The organism is Nocardiopsis eucommiae (genome assembly GCF_965344335.1).
GTDB lineage: Bacteria > Actinomycetota > Actinomycetes > Streptosporangiales > Streptosporangiaceae > Nocardiopsis > Nocardiopsis eucommiae.
Map to the genome: position 1 here is coordinate 54,016 of NZ_CBDRIY010000017.1, position 19,672 is coordinate 73,687.

The 19,672-nt window shown below is 73.0% G+C and carries 12 protein-coding genes; 8 read left to right on the forward strand and 4 right to left on the reverse strand.

All coding sequences use genetic code 11. The features are described 5' to 3' along the window. Window positions 1-108: 108 nt before the first annotated feature. Both ACRWK8_RS13225 and ACRWK8_RS13230 read left to right on the forward strand, forming a co-directional pair. Window positions 109-591, forward strand: coding sequence for an NfeD family protein (locus tag ACRWK8_RS13225; protein ID WP_378735235.1), 483 nt, complete (start codon window positions 109-111; stop codon window positions 589-591). 96 nt (window positions 592-687) lie between these two features. Then, complete coding sequence (locus ACRWK8_RS13230) at window positions 688-1,776, forward strand: SPFH domain-containing protein (protein ID WP_431870517.1); 1,089 nt, start codon at window positions 688-690, stop codon at window positions 1,774-1,776. Between the two features lie 135 nt (window positions 1,777-1,911). On the opposite strand, the gene ACRWK8_RS13235 is transcribed toward ACRWK8_RS13230, so the two are convergent. Together ACRWK8_RS13235 and ACRWK8_RS13240 are read right to left on the reverse strand one after the other, a co-directional pair. Next, entirely contained in the window at window positions 1,912-2,877 is a 966-nt protein-coding gene (locus ACRWK8_RS13235) for a quinone oxidoreductase family protein (protein WP_431870519.1), read from the reverse strand. 71 nt (window positions 2,878-2,948) lie between these two features. Continuing rightward, a complete protein-coding gene (locus ACRWK8_RS13240; protein WP_431870521.1) occupies window positions 2,949-5,210 on the reverse strand; it encodes a serine/threonine-protein kinase in 2,262 nt (753 codons plus the stop codon). Between the two features lie 341 nt (window positions 5,211-5,551). Here ACRWK8_RS13240 and ACRWK8_RS13245 point away from each other — a divergent pair, with 341 nt between their 5' ends. After that, window positions 5,552-5,839 (forward strand): DUF6504 family protein, encoded by a 288-nt coding sequence (locus ACRWK8_RS13245; RefSeq protein WP_378735227.1) that lies wholly within the window; start codon window positions 5,552-5,554, stop codon window positions 5,837-5,839. Between the two features lie 194 nt (window positions 5,840-6,033). On the opposite strand, the gene ACRWK8_RS13250 is transcribed toward ACRWK8_RS13245, so the two are convergent. Further along, window positions 6,034-6,609 carry a GNAT family N-acetyltransferase gene (locus ACRWK8_RS13250; protein ID WP_378735225.1) on the reverse strand — a complete coding sequence of 192 codons (576 nt, stop codon included), beginning with the start codon at window positions 6,607-6,609 and terminating at the stop codon, window positions 6,034-6,036. A gap of 148 nt (window positions 6,610-6,757) precedes the next feature. Next, window positions 6,758-7,891 (reverse strand): peptidoglycan recognition protein family protein, encoded by a 1,134-nt coding sequence (locus ACRWK8_RS13255; RefSeq protein ID WP_431870524.1) that lies wholly within the window; start codon window positions 7,889-7,891, stop codon window positions 6,758-6,760. Between the two features lie 626 nt (window positions 7,892-8,517). On the opposite strand from ACRWK8_RS13255, the gene cobT reads away from it, so the two are divergent. From cobT to ACRWK8_RS13280, 5 genes are all read left to right on the forward strand, one after another. Further along, window positions 8,518-11,055, forward strand: a complete 2,538-nt coding sequence (gene cobT, locus ACRWK8_RS13260) for a nicotinate-nucleotide--dimethylbenzimidazole phosphoribosyltransferase (protein ID WP_431870526.1) — start codon at window positions 8,518-8,520, stop codon at window positions 11,053-11,055. 327 nt (window positions 11,056-11,382) lie between these two features. Next, entirely contained in the window at window positions 11,383-12,663 is a 1,281-nt protein-coding gene (cobA, locus tag ACRWK8_RS13265; RefSeq protein ID WP_378735219.1) for a uroporphyrinogen-III C-methyltransferase, read from the forward strand. A 72-nt stretch (window positions 12,664-12,735) separates the two neighbouring features. Next, on the forward strand, window positions 12,736-14,628 hold the full coding sequence (locus tag ACRWK8_RS13270) for a dynamin family protein (protein ID WP_378735217.1): 1,893 nt from the start codon (window positions 12,736-12,738) through the stop codon (window positions 14,626-14,628). Then, window positions 14,625-17,621: a YfjP family GTPase gene (locus ACRWK8_RS13275; protein ID WP_431870528.1), complete on the forward strand. Its 2,997-nt coding sequence runs from the start codon at window positions 14,625-14,627 to the stop codon at window positions 17,619-17,621. The genes ACRWK8_RS13270 and ACRWK8_RS13275 overlap by 4 nt, the downstream gene beginning before the upstream one ends. Before the next feature lie 609 nt (window positions 17,622-18,230). Beyond that, window positions 18,231-19,586: a GGDEF domain-containing protein gene (locus ACRWK8_RS13280; RefSeq protein ID WP_431870530.1), complete on the forward strand. Its 1,356-nt coding sequence runs from the start codon at window positions 18,231-18,233 to the stop codon at window positions 19,584-19,586. Window positions 19,587-19,672 lie beyond the last annotated feature (86 nt).

Here is a 19,672-nt window from a genome sequence, read left to right on the forward strand (position 1 = left end):
GAGTCGCGGGCCGCGATCGTGCATCCGTTGGGGGGATCTTGTGGTGTGACGGGTTTGTGTGGGTAGCTTAAGGACTACCCGAAACCACAGCGGGAGGGCCACGGGAACATGCCTGTCTGGCTGATCTGGATCATCCTCGCGGCCGGTCTCGGCGTCGCGGAGTTCCTCACCCTGACCTTCGTGCTGGGACTCCTGGCGGCCGCCGCCCTGGTCGCCGGAGTCCTCGGCGCCATCGGCCTCCCGGTGGTCGTGCAGATCATCGGTTTCGCCGCCGCGTCCGCCGCCGGACTGATCCTGGTCAAACCGATCATGGACCGCCAGCTCAAGCGCGGTCCGGACGTCCGTTCCGGCACGGCCGCGCTCGTGGGCCGCTCCGGCGTCGTGCTCCAGAAGGTGGACGCCGACAGCGGCAGGGTCAAGCTCCAAGGAGAGGAGTGGTCGGCACGCAGCCTGGACGAGGACCTGGTGATCCCGGTGGGGGCGCACGTCGACGTCATGGAGATCGACGGCGCGACCGCCGTCGTCTACCCGCGCGAGGCCCTGCCGGACCCACCCGAACTGCCCGAACGGAACCGTCCCGACCAGGACTGACCGGGACGGGCGCGGCGCACCCGCCGCAGAGCCGCGAGCTCCCCAACCGAACACGGAACCACGACCACAGCCACATCCCCGGACGAGGTGCGGAACATGGAATCTGCGATACCGCTCATCATCCTCGCCGTCCTGCTGGTAGCCGTCGCCCTGTCGGCGATCCGGATCGTCCCGCAGGCGCGCGCCTACAACATCGAGCGCTTCGGGCGCTTCATCCGCACCCTCGACCCGGGACTGAACTTCATCATCCCGGGGGTGGACCGGGTGAACACCAAGTTCGACCTGCGTGAACAGGTCTTCACCTCGCGCCCCCAGCCGGTCATCACCGAGGACAACCTCGTCGTCAACATCGACACCGTCCTCTACTACCAGGTGACCCAGCCCAAGGCCGCCGCCTACGAGGTGGCCAACTACATACAGGCCATAGACCAGCTCACCGTCACCACGCTGCGCAACGTCATCGGTTCCATGGACCTGGAGAAGACGCTCACCTCGCGCGAGGAGATCAACACCCGGCTGCGCGGGGTCCTGGACGAGACCACCGGCAAGTGGGGTATCCGGATCAACCGGGTCGAGATCAAGGCGATCGACCCGCCGCCCACCATCAAGGAGGCGATGGAGAAGCAGATGCGGGCCGACCGCGACAAGCGCGCGGCCATCCTGCACGCCGAGGGTGAGCGGCAGGCCCGCATCCTCAAGGCGGAGGGCGCGCGCCAGCAGGCGATCCTGGAGGCCCAGGGTGACCAGCAGGCGGCCATCCTGCGGGCCGACGGTGAGGCCAAGGCGATCGAACGCGTCTTCCAGGCCGTGCACACCAACAACGCCGACGCCAAGGTGCTCGCCTACAAGTACCTGGAGACGCTGCCGAGCCTGGCCGAGGGCGAGGGCAACACCTTCTGGGTGATCCCGGGTGAGCTGACCGAGGCGGTGAAGAACGTGAGCCACGCCTTCGCCGGTGACGCCGCCATGTCCGCGCCCTCCACCACCAAGGAACAGGCCCAGGAAGGCGAGTCGGATCGTCCCGCGCAGATCACCGGCCCGGATCCGGCCCGGGCCTCCGCCTCCGCGCAGGCGGCGCAGGAGGCCGCCGAGGCCGCCGAGCAGGCCGTCGCCGACGCCCGCGACGACGTGCGCAAGGCGGGTGCGCGGTTGGGAACGCCTCCGGACCCGCGCGAGCAGGAGTGAGGGGTGGAACTGCGACGGCGGGCCTCCGTGAGGGGGCCCGCCGTCGTGTGGTGAGGGGTCGTGTGACCGCCGGGGCGGGGCTCAGCGGCCCCGAGGAGCAGCCCCAGGGGCCGTTCCGTGACCGCCGGGCGGGGCTCAGACCAGCAGAAGCTTGCCGCTGGTGCCCCGCGAGGAGAGCGCGGACTGCGCCTCCCCCGCCTCGTCCAGGGCGTACCGGCCACCGATCCGCACGTCCAGGCCGCCCTTCTCCACCAGGGAGAACAGGTCACCCGCGCGTCCCAGAAGCTCCTGGCGGTCGGCCACGAAGTAGGCGAGCGAAGGCCGGGTCAGGTACACCGAGCCCGCGCTGTTGAGCCGCTGCGGGTCCACGGGTTCCACCGCGCCGCTGGACTGCCCGAACAGGGCCAGGACACCGCGCGGGCGCAGGGACTCCAGGCTGGCGTCGAAGGTGTCGCGGCCGACCCCGTCGTACACCGCCGCCACGCCCTCGCCGCCGGTGAGCTCGCGGACAGCCGGGGCCACCGGGGTCCGGGTGTACCGGATGATCTCGTCGGCACCCGCCTCCCGGGCGATCCGCTCCTTCTCGTCGGTGGACACGGTGCCGATCACCCGGGCGCCGCGGGCCTTGGCCAGCTGGGTGACGAGCAGCCCGGTGCCGCCCGCGGCGGCGTGCACCAGCACGGTCTCGCCCTCGGCCACGGGGTGGACCGCGTGGGTGAGGTAGTGGGCGGTCATGCCCTGGAGCATGAGCGCGGCGGCCTGTTCGGTGCTGACGGCGTCGGGGACCGGAACGAGCAGGGACGCCCTGACCACGGCCTGGTCGGCGTACCCGCCCGGCGCCATCGCCCAGGCGACCCTCTGGCCGACCCGGAGGTCGGTGACGCCCTCACCCAGGGCGGAGACCGTCCCGGCGGCCTCCATCCCGGGGACGTAGGGGAGCGGAACCCGGTAGGCGCCCGAGCGCTGGTAGACGTCGATGAAGTTGACGCCTCGCGCCTCGACGTCCACGAGCGCCTCACCGGGGCCCGGAGCGGGGCTCTCGGCCTCGGTCAGTCGCAGGACCTCGGGTCCGCCGTACTCCTCGATCACGATCGCGCGCATGGTTCTCCTCCGGGGCGGGACACCGCCGGGCCGGTGCGGGGCCGTCACGGCGCCCGCGTCGGAGGCCCGGCTCAGTCGACGTTGATCCTGTGGAGAGCGTAGTCCGTGTAGAGCGCGGCGAGCGGCTCGGTGCCCGCACCGGGGCGCATGACGACACCGACCCGGCGCCGCTCCTCGTCGTCGAGGTCGCCGTCGTCCGGCAGCGGCTGCTGGTCCGTGCTGGAGAGCACGAGCTCGTCGTTGACCCACATGCGCAGGTCCATGTACGGGTCCTCGCCCTCCTCGGCCACGTACTCACAGGCGAACTTGAGGTTGTTGGTGACGAGGTCCTCGACCCGGACGTCGTAGGGCAGGCCCTCGACCGCGGACTCCTCGTCGTGGAGGTCGAAGGGCTCGAACCCGGCCACCTCGGTGGTCTCGGCGATCGCGGTGTCCCCGCTCTCCTCGGTCACCCGGCGGATCTGCGCCTGGGCGCCGTCGAAGCGCAGGAGGGCCTCGTACATGGTGCGTTCCTCCTCGCCGTCCTGGTCCCAGCAGCGCACGCCCAGGCTGGACTCGGCGGGGCCCTGGATCGGTACCACGTTGGTGCTGATGAGGACGCGGTCCGGCGTCTCCCTGTCGAAGGGCACGATCGTGCCCCGTGAGGGGTAGAGCGTGGGGTCGAGCTGGAACACCACGGCGTTCTGCTCGGCCCAGTAGCCGTCCGAGTAGTCCGGGTCCCCGGGGTCGAAGGTCCGGGTGTCCGACCACCCCGGGTCGGTGGCGAAGTCCGTGACGTAGATGCTGGTGGTGTCCACCGGCGGTTCGTCCGATCGGGAGAGCAGGACGGTCGCGCCCACCCCCGCGACGAGGACCACCGCGAGGACGGCGCCGCCGATGAGCAGCACCTTCCTGCGGCCCGGGTCCCCGCCGTGGGGCGGGGCCGGGGGCTGCTCGGGGCCGCGGGGGCCGTTCGGACCGTTGGGGGGCGGGTACCCGGCGTGCCCGGTGTGGGCGGGGATCCCGTGGGAGGGGGAGTTCCCCGACCCGGGCTGCTGGTACTGGCCCGGGCCGACACGGTTCTGCGGCACGGGGCCGTGCCCGGCGTCGTGGTGCGGCGGCCGGTAGCCGCCGCTGGGGCCCTGGTGTCCGTATCCACCCTGCTGTGGGCCGGACCACGGTGCCTGGGGGTGGGAGGGAACCGGGGGGTACTGCTGAGGGTGCTCACCGGGCGGCACGGGCGGAGGGAACGGGGCCTGGTGGAGCTGGGTCCGCGGGGCCTGTGGCGGCGTGGGTCGCTGGTGCGTGTCCTCGTGCCGGGTTGGCAGGACGGCGCCAGGGTCGGAGGCCGACGGCTGGCCGTCGGGCGGCGTCGAGGCGGCCTCGGCCGGAACCTGTTCCTGGCGCCCCTGTTCCTGGAGGCCCGGTTCGGTGGGCTCCGGAGGCTGGCCCGGCACCGGGGTGCTGCTCGGCGGCGCCCACGACGTGGTGATCGTCCGACGCACCTCCGCCTCCTCCGGATCCTGCTGCCCGGTCAGGTGGGCCAGCAGCTGCTGGGAGGTGGGGCGGTTCTCGGGCTTCTTGTCCAGCGCCGCCGTGACCAGGTCCACCAGGCTGGGGTCGAGCCCGTCCAGCTTGGGTGACGCGGTGGAGATGTTGTGCAGGACCGCCGGGACGGTGCCCGCGTCGAAGGGCGCCCGACCGATGCCCGCGAAGGCGACCAGACAGCCCCACGCGAAGACGTCGGCCGCCGCCGTGGCCTGTTCGCCCAGGATCAGTTCCGGCGCCATGTAGGAGGGGGTGCCCATGAGCTGGCTGGAGCGGGTGACCGCGTCGCTGGCGTCGTCCAGGGCACGGGCGATCCCGAAGTCGATCACCTTCGGGCCGACCGGGGACAGCAGGACGTTGGCGGGCTTGAGGTCCCGGTGCACGATCCCCGAACCGTGGATGGCGGTCAGCGCCGCCGCGACGCCCATCGCCAGCCCGTCCAGGGTCCCGCCGTGCATCGGCTCGCCACCGCGCACCGCCTGGTCCAGGTTGGGGCCCGGCACGTACTCCGAGACGATGAAGAGGGGTTCTCCCTCCAGGCGGGCGTCGATGACCCCGGCCGTGGAGAAGCGGGCGACCCGGCGCGCGGAGGCGACCTCGCGGGCGAAGCGCAGTCGGAAGGACTCGTCGTCGGCCAGGTCGGGGTGGATCAGCTTGACGGCCACGGCACGGTCGGCGGCGTCCCTGGCCAGGTACACGGTGCCCATGCCACCGCGTCCCAGACGGCCGACGATGCGGTAGCCGTCGAGTTCGCGCGGGTCTCCGGCGCGCAGGGGTTTGCCGCTTTCGTGTCCGTTGGACGTCACAGTTGGGGGTCCCTTGTATGGATCGTGTGATTCGCGTCTAACAGCGTACCGATCTCGACACGCCGACGCGTTCCGGTTGTTGACGGCCGTTCCGGGCGCGGAAGCGGGTCGGAACTGGGCCGATGCGAGTCGTGGCGGACGGTTCCGCGACGCCGGTCGGGTTCGGGCGCGGGGGTGCTACGGGAGGTGATGTCGGGAACGCGGAATAGGTTCCACGGAACCCCCGCCTTCGCTAGGATTCGAATACGTGTTCGAACGCCTGGCCGTACTTCCCCACGGACGGGCGCTCCGGCGGCGTGCCTCGTACGCGCGGCCGGACACCAGCCAGGAGGAGTCGGTCGATGCTGGGGGGAACTGTCGTGGGACGGTACTTCGGGGCGAAGGTCACGGTCGTCGAGGACGGGGGCCGACCCACCCGGTTCACCTGGGACGGTCGCGTGTACGGGGTGCGGAGGATCATCGACCACTGGGTCACCCTTCGGCGTGACTGGACTCCCGGCAACGGGTCACAGGTTCCCGAACGCGGACACTGGCGGGTGGAGGCGGGCTCCGCCTACGCGCAGGGCGTGTACGAACTCCGGCACGACGGCACGACCGGCGAGTGGACGCTCAGCCGCGTCTGGGGCTGAGCGCACGACGCCGCCTCCCCGCACGCCCCGGGGCCGCTTCTCGCACACCCGGCCGGTTCCCGCGCGTCCTCGGGCGGCTCTCGTGCACCCGGCCGGTTCCCGCGCGTCCTCGGGCGGGTTCGGGTGCCCCCGGGCGGGGAGCCGGCTCCCGCGCGCGCGGTGAGCGGCGGGAAGGCTCGTCGGGTGCGGCCCCCTCAGAGGATGTCGCTCGGGACCAGTCCGTACGAGGCCAGGTCCGAGCGGCCCTCGTGCAGGGGCATCGCGTTCCGGTCGGTGCCCTCCCGCTGGAACCCGGCGGCCTCGGCCACCCGGCACGAGCCGGTGTTTCCGGTGGCGGCCTTGAGTTCCACGCGCTGGAACCCCTGGCCGAGGGCCCATCGGGACACCGCCACGACGGCCTCGGTGGCCAGTCCGCGACCCCGGCCCCACGGCGAGATCCAGTAGCCGATCTCGGTGACCATCGCCGCCCACTGCGTACGCAGCAGCGCCACCGACCCCGTGAACCGACCGGACTCCCGGTCGACCACGGCCCAGTGCTGGCCGTCGCCTCCGGTGCGGATGGCCGGGGCGAGGCGCAGACAGAAGTGCTCGGCCGACTCCCGCGTGTAGGGCAGCCCGGGCGCGGGCAGCGGGATCCACCGCTGGAGCTCGGGGTCCACGCACGAGGCGTGGACGTCGTCGATGTCCCGTTCGAGCAGGGACCGCAGGCGCAGGCGCTCGGTCTCCAGGATCACCGCGGGCATGATCGGAGCGCTCTGGACGGTGGCCATGCGAGTGTTCCCCCTGTTGCGTACGGACGGCCGTTCCGGGCATCGCTCAAGATACGCCTCCCGGGGGTGCGGGGTACGGCGGTGCACCGTCCCCCGCACCCGACCGGCCCGGTGGCGGAACGCCGGAACGTCCCGCCACCGCGGGGGTTCAGAGCAGGCCGCGCGCGACCCGCTGGCGGATGACCGTGTCGAACACCTCGGAGAAGGCGTTGCCCGGGCACTCGGTCTGGAGCCAGTCCCGGTGCCGTGCCACCGCCTCCTGTTCGGTCGCCGCACCGGTGTCCGGGTGGACGTACTCGATCCTCTCGGACGGGTCCACGCCGGTGAGCGCGCACAGGATCCGCAGGACGTCGACGAGGGAGTCCTGGGCCGCCTGGGTCGGCAGCTCGTCGGTGAAGTCACCGAGCAGGCACACGCCGATGTTGCCGTGGTTGAACCCGAACGCGTGGCCGGCCGTCACGGACTCGGCCAGGCCGGGCAGGGGAACCCCTCGGAAGATCGGGAGACCGCCGCCCGAGTGGCGCCCCTCGTAGACCACGCCCCGGGGGTCCACCAGCAGGTGGTAACCGACGTCGCCCCACCCCTGCTGGACGGCGTGCAGGTGGTACACGGCCCGCATGTCCGCCGCGTGGTCGTCGGTGGTCGCCATCGCCGTGTGGTGCACGGTCAGCGCCTGCACGCGGTGGAACTGGGCGGGCCAGAGGTCCTCGCCGTCGTCGCCGAAGCGCAGCGACTCGTCGGCGCCCCACCCCGCCCGGGTGCGTACCCGCAGGGTGGATCCGCCGGTGAGGGTGGTGACCCCGTCGTCCTCGGCGGACAGGGACACCCGCTCCTGTCCGCCGAACCGCAGCTCCTCACCGTCGTGCAGGTTCACGGCGGTGAGGTCGGCGCCGTCCGCGCCGCGCACCTCGTAGCCGGTCGCGCCCTGGGGTGCCCGCGCCATGGCGGAGGCCGTGGGCGCCAGGTGTTCGGGTCCGGCCGTGTGGAAGTGCAGTTCCCGCCAGTCGCTCAGGTCTCCCCCGGCGGTCTCGAAGCGCACGGCGGCCCCCTCGGAGACGGCCGTGGGCGCCTGGGTGACGGAGACGAGGTCGAAGCGGCGCTCGGGGCGTACGAGGGTGCCGGTGGAGCGGGCCTCCTCGGCGAGGACCCTGGGCGCGGTCAGGGTCGTGGAGGTCTCCGTGGTGGTCCGTGCGGAGGCGCTGGCGGAGGCGAGCAGTGCGGGGGCGAGCGCGGACAGGCCGGTGACCGTGGTGGCACCGGCGAGGAAGTGACGCCGTCGCATGGAGGGTTCGTTCCGTTCTTGTGGGGGCTGATGCCGGGTTCAGGGGCTTTCGGGTACGGAAAAGCGTGCCACAGGGGAGTGACGCCCGGCGCCCGCCGCGCGGGCGTTGACGATCCCGTCATGGGTCGCGGCGCCGGGTCAGGTCCTGGCCGTAACCGTGGGTCTGCCCGAACCGAAAGCCCTTACCTGGACCGATGCCCGGCCCCGGAGACCAGAAAATATACGGAGGGTGTTCGAGTCGTTGCTCAGTGCGGTGGCGGGGTGGAAGGTCGGTACTCGGTTCCAAGTTTTGCCTGGTGGGGGCGGTGTGGCGCGTCCCGCCAGGGAGGGCTCGGCCCGTCCGTGCCCCGCCCCGGACGGGCGGCGACCGCCCGTGGACGGGGTGCGAACCCCCTCCGGTCGCGGACCGTGACTCCCGTACACAGCCCGCACCGGGGCGGACTCTGGCACAGTTGATGGTGACTTGAGGACCCCGGCATTTCTGCCGGGGCGAGCCGCGCCGGGTCGGGGGGACCCGTGCGAGCGGCATGACCGCCGCGGACTACGCTGGGCCGGATCGTCACGGACCAGGTGGAACCGGGCAGCTCACTGACCTCTTCTTCTCTTCTCTTCTTCGGGGAGTGACCATGACCAACGACGACCGCGAGGACCTCCGTCGCGGTGAGCAGGAGGGCTCGTGGCACAGGGGCACCGGCCCCCTGCCCGGCCTCGGCGGCCTCCTGGACGGACTGCCCGAGAGCGGCAAGGGCGCCCAAGCGCGCGCTCCCGGCCCGGTCGCACCGCAGCAGAACCCGTTCCGGAACTCGTTCCCGGGGGCCGAGCCTCCGCCGCACGCGCCCGGCCACCCTTCCGCCGTCGAGCCCACGCCCCCGGCTCCGGCGCCCACGGCCTTCACCACACGCCCGCAGCAGGCCAGGCACCAGGCCCACCCCGAACCCCGGCCCCCGACCGGAGCGGCACAGGCCGAACCACGTCAGACACGGACCGCCGAGCAGCACGAGCCTCCCGTCGCCCCTGAGCGTGACCCCCGGTTCAACGTCATCCCCTTCCGCTCGGGCAGCCGCCACTCCGGCCCCGCGCAACCCGAACCCCCTACCCCGGCCGAAGCCCCCCAGCCCGACCCCGCGCCCCCCGAGGCCGCCGGGACCGGGACCGAGCGGCCCGAGCCCATCACGAACCCCGGCCCCGTGGAAGAGAACCGCGCGGCCGCCGAACCGAAGCAGAGCGACACCGTGCACGCACACGAAGCAGCGGCACCCCTGGAGGTACCGCAGCACTCGGGTCCGCACCAGCGGCCCGAACCGGAGGAAACCCGGACGGCGGCGGCCCCGGCCCTGGTCCCCGCCATCCAGGCCGCTCGTGAGGCGCTGAACGCCGAGACACGGGGAGCCGAGCGGACTCCCGAAGCGGCGGACACTCCCGCCGACCCATGGAGAGGAGGATCCGGCCACGCCTTCGACGACGCAGAACGCGCCGCCGTCTACCGCGCCATCCGAGAGCGGCGCGACGTCCGGGCGGGCTTCCTGCCCGAGCCGGTCCCCGCCGACGTCCTCACCCGCGTCCTGGAGGCCGCGCACCAGGCCCCGAGCGTCGGACACACGCAGCCGTGGGACTTCCTGGTCATCGACGACCCCCAGATCCGGGGGCAGGTGCGCGAGCTCGCCCGGGTCCAGCGCGAGGCCCAGGGCCACACCCGGCCCGGCACCCGCGCGCAGGCCTTCTCCGGGCTCAAGGTCGAGGCGGTGCTTGAGAGCCCGATCAACGTCGCCGTCACCGTCGACCCCAGCCGAGGCCCGCACAGCCCCGGACGGCACTCCAAACCCGCCTCCTACTCCGCGGCCCTCGCCGTGGAGAACCTGTGGCTCGCGGCCCGCGCGGAGGGGCTCGGCGTCGGCTGGGTCGCCTTCACCGACGAACGCGACGTCGCCAGTGTCCTCGAACTCCCCTCCCACCTCGAACTCGTCGCGTACCTGTGCGTCGGCTACGTCGAGGACTTCCCCACCGAACCCGAACTCGGCCTCGCCGGCTGGGCCAGGGGACGCCCCCTGTCCTGGGCCGTGCACCGCGACCGCTACGGGCGCCGAGGTCTGCCCGGCCAGGAGCCGACCACCCTGCTGGAGGAGACCATCACCGCCATCGGAGCGCTCAACGCCCGAGCCGTGGAGGAGGCCCGGGACCGGCAGGACCGGATGACCAAGCCCCAGGGCTCCCTCGGCGTGCTGGAGGACGTCTCGGTACGGCTCGCCGGGCTGGTCGGGGAGTGCCCGCCGCCGGTTCCCGAGCCCGCCGCGGTGGCGGTGTTCGCCGGTGACCACGGCGTGTACGCCCAGGGGGTGACCGCCTGGCCGCAGGAGGTCACCGCGCAGATGGTGCGCAACTTCCTCGACGGCGGTGCCGTGGTCAACGCCTTCGCCAAGCAGGTGGGCGCCGAGGTGACCGTCGTCGACGTCGGTGTGGTCGGTGACCTGCCCCGCGGCACGGGCCTGCTCCCGCGCAAGGTCGCGCGGGGCACCGCCGACTTCACCCAGGGTCCGGCGATGACCCGGGACCAGGCACTCCAGGCGCTGGAGGGCGGCATCGAGATCGCCCGGGACCTGGTCTCGGCGGGCAACCGCTGCCTGGTCACCGGGGACATGGGGATCGGGAACACGACCCCGGCCGCCGCCCTGATCTGCGCGTTCACCGGCGCCGACCCCGCCGTGGCGACCGGCCGGGGCACCGGCGTGGACGATCCCACCTACGAACGCAAGGTGGAGGCGGTCCGTCAGGCGCTCAAGGCCAACCCGGTGGACGAGGCGGACCCGATCGGGACCCTCGCCGCGCTCGGCGGCCTGGAGCACGCCGCACTGGCCGGGTACGTCCTGGGCGGGGCGGCGCTGCGGGTGCCGGTCCTCCTGGACGGCGTGATCGCCGGTTCGGCCGCGCTCGCCGCCGCCGCGATCTCACCGGACTCCCTGAGCGCCTGCTTCGCCGGTCACCGGTCGACCGAGCCGGGCCACGCCATCGCCCTGGAGCACCTGGGCCTGACGCCGCTGGTGGACCTGGAGATGCGGCTCGGCGAGGGCTCCGGTGCGCTGCTCGCCCTGCCGCTGCTCCAGGGTGCGGTGCGCGCGCTGCGCGACGTCGCCACCTTCGACAACGCCGGTGTGACCACCGGCCGGTGAGTCGCGGTCCGGGCCGGGGCGCCCGGTGAGACGACGGGACCCCGCCACCGACGAGGGTGGCGGGGTCCCGCGCCGTCCGGGCGCCGCGACGGGGCACACGCCGAGCCCACACTCCGGGCGGGTCACCTCGGCCCACACTCCGGGCGGGCCCCGATGCGGCGCGTGTCACTCCGGACCGCCGTCACCCTTTACCTCCATGTGATGCCGCGTTGACAAGCTACTTTGGAGCCATCACCGAACATCGCTGGCGGCGCGCCGGGCCCGTCCGCGCGCGCACCCCGTCGACGGAGCCGGGGGCCGGTGCGGACGACCGAAGGGGTGCGATCCGTGACCTATCTCCTGGGCCTGCGCATGCGGGACCGCGACGTCCTCGTCGTCGGAGGCGGGAGGGTGGCCCAACGCCGGGTCCCCGTCCTGCTGGAGGCCGGTGCCCGCGTCACCCTGGTCTCCCCCGAGGCGTCCGCCGCGCTGGAGGACCTCGCCGACGCGGGGCGCCTGACCTGGCACCGTCGCGCCTGGCGCCCCGGGGACGTCAGCGGACCGGGTGCCCCCGCCTACTGGCTCGTGCACGCCGCCACCGACTCCCCGGAGACCAACGCGGCCGTCACCGAGGAGGCCGAGGCGTCCCGGATCTGGAGCGTCCGTGCCGACGACCGCCACGCCTCCTCCGCGTGGACCCCGGCCAGCGGCTCCGCCAACGGTGTCACCGTGGGCGTCGTCGCCTCGGGTGACCCCCGCCGCTCCGCCGGGCTGCGGGACGCCGTGGTCGACGGTCTGGCCGACGGAACCCTGGACGCCCGACGCGGGCGCGAACGCCTGCGGGGCGTCGCCCTCGTCGGCGGCGGACCCGGCGACCCCGGTCTCATCACGGTCCGGGGCCAGCAGCTGCTCTCCCAGGCCGACGTCGTGGTGGTGGACCGCCTCGCCCCCACCCCGCTCCTGGACCGCCTCCCTCCGGAGGTCGAGATCGTGGACGCCTCCAAGGTCCCCTACGGCCGTTCCATGACCCAGGAGGACATCAACGCCGTCCTCGTCGAACGGGCCCGCGAGGGCCGGTTCGTGGTCCGACTCAAGGGCGGGGACCCCTTCCTCTTCGGGCGCGGGGGCGAGGAGGCAGCCGCGTGCGCGGCGGCCGGGATCCCCGTGATCGTCGTCCCGGGTGTGACCAGCGCCCTCGCCGGCCCGGCGAGCGCCGGGATCCCCGCCACCCACCGTGGTGTGGCGCAGGACGTGCACGTCGTCTCCGCGCACGTCGCCCCCGGCGACGAACGTTCCACCGTGGACTGGGCCGGACTGGCCAGGGCGGGCGGGACCGTGGTCGTCCTCATGGGAGTCCAGCGCATCGAGGCCATCGCCGCCGCCCTCGTCGAGCACGGGCGCTCCCCGGACACGCCCGCGGCGGTGGTCCAGGACGCCACGCTGCCGGGTCAGCGAACGGTGACGGGTACGCTGGCGGACATCGCCGCCTCGGTCCGATCGGCCCAAGTGCGGCCGCCCGCCGTGGTGATCATCGGAGAAGTGGTCAAAACTGCGCGGGATCTTGACATACTGCACACGGGAGTCCAGTTCGAGACCGATCGACTGGCCACCGGGCGCGATCTTCAGTGAGACCCCCGTGGCGGTGCGCGCGAGCCACGCCGCCGGGGGATTCCCAGTACCGATGAGGAGGGCCTACCGATCATGACCCGGCCGTCGGCCGCACCGAACGCCTCGGGCGAGGGTGCCTCGGACCGGTTCGGAACCGGACCGGACGCCGCCTCCGCCCCGCCCGCCGCACCGGGCCCCGCATCCGCGCCGCTGGCCGGAGTCCCTGAAAGCGAGCGCCGGGGGCCCACCGTCCCCGTGCCCGTCAGGCCCGCCAAGCACCGCGCCCCCACCAACGAGGACGACCGCTTCGAGCAGGTCCTGGAGTCACTGCGCAAGCAGATCCGGGACCTGGAGTTCGCCGAGGGACTGGCCGGAGCCGAGGAGGGGCGGGTTCTCCAGGCCGACGTCCTGGCCCAGCTCTCCGACTACGTGCTGCCCCGCGTGCGCCGCCCCGACATCCCGCTGCTCATCGCCGTCGCCGGTTCGACCGGCGCGGGCAAGTCGACCCTGGTCAACAGCCTGGTCGGTGAGCAGGTCACCACCACCGGCGTGCGCAGGCCCACCACCAACAGCCCGGTGCTGGCCTGCAACCCGGCCGACGTGGACTGGTTCAGCGAGGCCTCCTTCATCCCGTCCCTGCCCCGTGTACGCCAGCAGGGTCTGGCGATGCCCGGCAAGGACGGCATGCTGGTGCTCGCCGCCACCGAGGCCATGCCCCCGGGCGTCGCCCTGCTCGACACTCCCGACGTCGACTCCGCCGTCGCCGCGCACCACGAGTTCGCCGCCAAGTTCCTGGACGCGGCCGACCTGTGGGTGTTCGTCACCACCTCAGGCCGGTACGCGGACGCCCGTGTGTGGGAGTTCCTCCAGGTGGCCCGGGACCGCGACACCTCACTGGCGGTCGTGCTCTCCCGGGTGCCCCGCAAGGGACGCCGCCAGCTGCTGGACCACTTCGGCGCCATGCTGGAGGCCAACGGTCTGGGCGCCGCCGCGCGCTTCGCGATCCCGGAGACCGACCAGATCGAGGGTGAGCGCTTCACCTCCAACGTCGCCGACCACATCCGCGAGTACCTGGCGGACGTGGCTGGCGAGGCCGAGCAGCGCGACCGGGTGTCCCGACGCACGTTCATCGGGGTCATCGACAGCTTCCGCTCCCGTGTCCCCGAGCTGGCCCGCCAGGTCGAGGCGCAGATCGAGACCGGGCGTTCGCTGGGCGCCTCCGTCGACGACGCCTACGCGGGCGCGACCGAGAGGATCGACACGGCCCTGGGAGACGGTTCCCTGCTGCGCGGCTCGCTCCTCGCCCGGTGGCAGGAGGTCGCGGCCAGCGGAGAGCTCGCCAAGAGCCTGCGCCTGCGCGGCAAGAAGGCCCGCAAGGGCCGTGCCGAACAGGCCGAGCGCGGCCAGCGGGTCAGCGCGCTGGAGCGCGCCGTACGCGACTCCCTGGAGGCCCTGGTGGTCTCCGCCAACGACCGTGCCTGGGAGCAGATCGAGGAGCAGTGGCGGGAGGTCCCCGGCGGCGGTGAGCTCGTGGACCGCGCCCTCGACCAGCCCGGCAGGGGCCTGATCGCCAAACAGGTGCGCCAGGAGATCACCGAGTGGCAGCGTGAGATCGCGGAGATGACCGCGGCCAACGGTGCCACCAAGAGGTCGGTGGCCCGCTTCGTCACCTTCGACCACGACGTCGTCGCCCTGGTCCTCATCATCGACCTGCTCGGCTTCGAAAGTTCCCACTCCGGAGGCGGCGCCCGCGCGGCCGACGCCTCCGGCCCATCCCCACAGCGCCTGCTCAAGGGGCTGTTCGGCGCCCAGTCGTTGCGCAGCATCGGCGGGTCGGCGCGGGAGAACCTGCGCCAGCGGGTCCTCGGGCTGCTCTCCCACGAGCGCGTGCCCTTCGACCACGCCCTGTCCAAGGCGGGCATCCCGTCCGACGACAGCGCCGTCCAGCTCTATCAGGCCACGTACAACCTTGAGATCGCACGATGACAACTCAGTGGAACCCCGCGCACGCGGGGGGCACCGGCCCGGACCGTGACCGAGCCGAGGGCGAGGAGCGCGAGGGCGCGCCCGCCGGGCGGGGTACGGACCAGCGCGGCTCCGCCGCACGGGGTTCCGCCGTGAGCGGACCGTGGAACGACGGTCCCTCGCCGGCGCGGGACCCGGACCGGTCCGCCGAAGACGAGGACCCCACTCCCTACCAGAGCGGCCCCTGGCGCGGCTACACGATGCCGGTGCCCGAGCACCCCGAGCACGCCGAGGAGCGTGAGCGGGCGGCCGAGGAGAACCCCACCTCCGCCTACGACCCGCCCGCCTACGACGGGATCACCGGCTACCCGGACCCGTCCGGAGCCGGTGCCGTGCAGGCCGCGTCGCAGAGGACCGCTCCCTCGGAGGACACGGACGAGGAGGGGACCGGCACCGACACCGACGACGGCGCCGCGCCGGACCCCCGGTCCGAGTCCGCCGAGTCCGCGGGGGCCCGTCAGCGGAGGTTCGGACGCCACGCGCGCTCCTCCTCCCCGGGGGCCCAGGACACGGAGGCGAACGGGGCCGCGCAGAGACGCCGTCAGGGCGACGACGACCACGACGACCCGGACGGGCTCGCGGGCTGGGTCGGCAGCCTCACGGAGGCGGCCGACGACACCCGGATCGCCGGACGCCACACGGGCAGCTTCCCGGTGATCACACCGGAGACCGAACGCCCCGACGAACAGGGAGAACGCACCCGGAACGGGGGCGGCAAGGACGGGCGTACGCGCGGCGGGCGCGACCGGACCGAGGGTGGACGCGGCGATCGCGCCCGCAGCAGGCGGGACCGGATCGACGCGGGTCGGGACGGTGTCGACGGCACCGACGGGGACGAACGGGAGCAGGACGAGCAGGCCCCCGAGGGCGAGGGGACGCCGCGTCGCCACACCTCCCGTCCGGAGCCCGGTCCGGCACGTCCCTCCACCGCCACCTGGGTGCCCGAACCCGAGGACGAGAGCACCGAGGCCGGGGAGGACTCCGGGGAAGCACCCGAGGCCGCCCCACAGGGAGCCGCCGAGACCGGGTTCGACCTGCTCGACGGCGACGGCACCGGTGCCGCGCGGACGGCCACGGTCCCGGTGGGCCCCGCGACCTCCGGCACGGAGGGGTCCGCCGACACCCAGGAACCGGCGGAGGCGGCCGACGACGGCCCCGAACCCCTGCCCCGCCGGGTTCCCGGACCCTCGGCGGTCTCGGGCGCCTTCCGGGCGATCGGTGCCGACACCGTCGCTCCGGAACCGGTCTCCGACTCCGTGCCCGCACCGGCGGGCTCCGCTCCAGAGGAGGACGACGACGAGGAGTACCGCCCCACCAGTGGCGACCACTGGCAACCCACCAGCACCACCAGCCGCGCCGAGCTCATCGAGCGGCTGGACGCGTTGAGCACCCTGACCGAACTCGGCCAGGGCGACCTCCCGGAGAAGGTCCTCGGCCAGGCCGGGCAGCTGCTCGACCACGCCGGGGCCCGCCTGCGCCTGTCCGGCGACCACACCGTGGTGGCGCTGGCCGGAGGCACCGGAAGCGGGAAGTCCTCGCTGTTCAACGCTTTGTGCGGGCTCGAACTCTCCCAGACCGGCGTCACCCGCCCCACCACCTCCAAGGCGCACGCCTGCGTGTGGGGGCACGAGGGCGCCGACGCGCTGCTCAGCTGGCTGGGGGTCCCCAACCGCTACCGCCACTCGCGCACGGGGGTCCTGGACACCAGCAACTCGGAGCTGACCGGGCTGGTCCTGCTCGACCTGCCGGACCACGACTCGGTCCGCAGCCTGCACACCGCCGAGGCCGACCGGCTCATCGGCTCGGTGGACCTGCTCGTGTGGGTGCTCGACCCGCAGAAGTACGCCGACGCCGCCGTCCACCACCGCTACCTGGCCAAGATGGCGGGGCACGGGGCGGTCACCGTCGCGGTGCTCAACCAGGTGGACCGGGTGGCCCCGGACGAGCTGGAGGAGCTCCTCACCGACCTGCGCCGCCTTCTGGAGACGGAGTCCGGGGTGCACCCCAGGGTGATCACGACCTCCACCGTCACCGGGCAGGGCATCCGTGACGTGCGCGAGTTCCTGGGGGAGACCGTCGTCGAGCGCCGGGCCCTGGTCGACCGTCTGGTCGCGGACCTGGACCAGGTCATCGCGCCCTTCGAGGAGTTCTACGGCGAAGGGGAGGTGCCCGCGACGGTCTCCGCCGAGGTGCGGTCCCAGGTGCAGGAGGGCCTGGCCAACGCGGCCGGGGTCACGGCCGTGGCCGACGTGGTGGAGACCAACGACGTGCGCCGGGGCAGGCGCAGGGTCGGCTGGCCGGTGGCCCGCAGGGCAGCCAAGCTGCGCAAGGATCCGCTCGCCGCCGTCCAACTGGACTTCCTGCGCCGGGACGAACCGGGTGTGGGCGGACCGGTCGACGCGCACGAGGCCGAACTGGAGACCGCGCTGGGCGAGGCGGCGGACCAGGTGTCCGAGGGGATGCCCGGACCGTGGCGCCGGAGGATGCGCGCGGCGGCCCGCAGCGGGGTGGCCGAGCTGCCGAGCGAACTCGGCGAGGCGGTCTCCGGCGCGGTCGGGGACCCCGACAGCAGCCCCTCGTGGTGGCGGATGGCCCGGACCGTGCAGTACGCGTTGCTCGCGGTGGCCGGAGCCGGTTTCGCCTGGGCCGTGGTGTCTCTGCTGAGCTGGCTCGGCGGCGGTATCACCGGGCTGCGGGCGTTCGACGATCCGATCTTCGCCGCCTACGCGGGCGCCGTGGTCGTGGCCGGTCTGCTGGTGGGCTGGCTGACCGGGGTGGGCTGCGGGAACCTCGTGGAGGTCGCCGCCGTCCAGCGCCGCGAGGAGGTGGAGCGCGCGGCCCAGACGCGGGTCCGGGAGATCGCCGGACTGCGGGTCGTGGCTCCGATGGAGGAGGAGCTGGCCCGCTACCGGGCCTTCCGGGCCGCCTACGAGGTGGCGCGGGTCCAGGAGTGAGTCCCGGCCCCGGCGGTCCGCACGGACCGGGCGGAGCGGTGAGACGGGGCCGGACGACGGGAGGGCCGGTCGGGGACGCGCCCCGGCCGGCCCGGTGAGACGGGGACGGGCGGCATGGACCGCCGGTCCCCGTCTCGCGTCATGGAGGGGGACCTACGTCCAGTTGACGACCTTCTTGGCCATGTGATGCTCCTTCGGTTGAGTGCTGAGAACTACTGGATCATCGGGCGGTCGGCACGGCGGACGGCAGCGAGAGGCGGACCGGCCAGCTTCTGGCCGAAACCGGCGATGCCCTCTGGCAGGATGCCCTACAACGTGACGCTAACCAACCCCCCTGGAACACAGGGTGACCACTAAGGTAGCCTCGGCCTGCGGGTCACATACAATAGGCGATTAAGTTATTACCCAAAGTAATGTAAAGTGAGGGGGGTGTACTTCCCAGTCGCCTACCAGGGATGATGCGGGTTCCCTGGTCACCGAGTGGCACCGTGAGGGAACGCGGGGCGAGTCCGGTTCGTCGAAAGGAGAACCGTGAGAGGCGGTGAGCGCATCAGAGTCGAGTGCGGGGGTCCGGAGGCCGCGGGTGACACAGGGAGGGAGGAGGGAACGGTGAGCATCTCGGAGAAGCCGATGGCGGCCGAGGGCGTCCCTTTCGGGGAGCGCCGGTCCTGGCCGATCTTCCAGCAGCCCCTGGGCATGGTCCTGTTGTTGTTCCTGCTGGTCTTCGTCGCGTTGTTCCTCTTCGGGGTGGCCGCCGCGCAGACGGTTCCCACCATCTCCGACCTCTCCCTGTTCCTCGCCCTGGTGATCTCCGCGGTGGTGTGCGTCGAGGCGATTCGCCGGATCGACCTCCCCGCCGGAATCACCCGCGACCTCCTGGGAGCCTGGTGGTTCCCCGCGATGCTCCTGCTGCCCCCGGTGTACTCGCTCCTCATCCCGGTCCCCGCCTACCTGCTGCTCCAGCGCCGGAGCAGGCGCACGCTGCCGCACCGGCGCGTTTTCAACGCCGCCTCCATCGGAGTCTCCGGGTTCCTCGCCTCGGTGGTCTGGCACGGCTCGCAGGGCGGACTGCTCGCCGGGATCAGCGGACTCCCGAACGCCCACGAGTCCCTGCTCTCCCTCAGCGGCGTGGTCCTGGCCCTGGCCTGCTGCGCGGGGTTCACCGTCATGAACACGCTCCTGGTGTTCCTGGGCACCAGGCTCAGCGGCGGGTCGGACAGCATGCGGACCATGTGGGACCGCGAGGCCTTCCTGGTGGACTCCGCCGAGTTATGTGTCGGCGTCACCGTCGCCATCCTCGCGCAGCTGTCGATGTTCCTCCTGGTCATCGCGGTTCCGCCGGTCCTGTTGCTCCAGCGGAGCCTGGTCTACCAGCAACTCCAGACCGCCGCGCGGACCGACCCGAAGACCGGCCTGCTCAACGCCCCGACCTGGGAGCAGGAGGCGGCCGCCGAAATCGTCCGGGCCCGCGCCACGCGCGGCCGTGCCGCGGTGCTCATAGTGGACATCGACCACTTCAAGCGAGTGAACGACAGCTACGGCCACCTCTTCGGTGACCAGGTCCTGCTGGGCGTCGCGACGACCATCGCCCAGCAGCTGCGCCAGTCGGACCTGCTCGGCCGGTTCGGCGGTGAGGAGTTCGTGGTCCTCCTGCCCGGCGCCGACGTGACCGAGGCCTGGCAGGCGGCCGAACGGCTGCGCTCGCAGGTCGGGCGGATGGAGATCGCCGTGGAGGACGTCCAGGTCTCCATCACCATCTCGATCGGCGTCGCCGTCGCTGGTGACCACGGCAACGACCTCGTCGAACTGCTGACCGCGGCCGACCTCGCGCTCTACCGGGCGAAGGAGACCGGCCGCGACCGCGTGTGCCTGCCCGCCGGGCGCTCCGAGGTGTCCGGGCAGATCCCCGGCCCCCGAGAGGGACAGATCACCGACCCCGCCAACAGCCCGGGGGAACCCTTCTGATCCGCTGACCGGCGAGGAGGACGCGGCTCCGGGCGAGTTGTCCACAGGCCCGCCCCACCGGTTGCGCCGCCACCCCCGGTGACCGA

Coding starts and splice junctions, on each gene's coding strand:
- ACRWK8_RS13250 (WP_378735225.1), bottom strand. CDS start 6,609: ATGGCCACCGTCCAGAGCGCTCCGATCATGCCCGCGGTGATCCTGGAG.
- ACRWK8_RS13245 (WP_378735227.1), top strand. CDS start 5,552: ATGCTGGGGGGAACTGTCGTGGGACGGTACTTCGGGGCGAAGGTCACG.
- ACRWK8_RS13270 (WP_378735217.1), top strand. CDS start 12,736: ATGACCCGGCCGTCGGCCGCACCGAACGCCTCGGGCGAGGGTGCCTCG.
- ACRWK8_RS13230 (WP_431870517.1), top strand. CDS start 688: ATGGAATCTGCGATACCGCTCATCATCCTCGCCGTCCTGCTGGTAGCC.
- ACRWK8_RS13235 (WP_431870519.1), bottom strand. CDS start 2,877: ATGCGCGCGATCGTGATCGAGGAGTACGGCGGACCCGAGGTCCTGCGA.
- ACRWK8_RS13275 (WP_431870528.1), top strand. CDS start 14,625: ATGACAACTCAGTGGAACCCCGCGCACGCGGGGGGCACCGGCCCGGAC.
- ACRWK8_RS13225 (WP_378735235.1), top strand. CDS start 109: ATGCCTGTCTGGCTGATCTGGATCATCCTCGCGGCCGGTCTCGGCGTC.
- cobT (WP_431870526.1), top strand. CDS start 8,518: ATGACCAACGACGACCGCGAGGACCTCCGTCGCGGTGAGCAGGAGGGC.
- ACRWK8_RS13255 (WP_431870524.1), bottom strand. CDS start 7,891: ATGCGACGGCGTCACTTCCTCGCCGGTGCCACCACGGTCACCGGCCTG.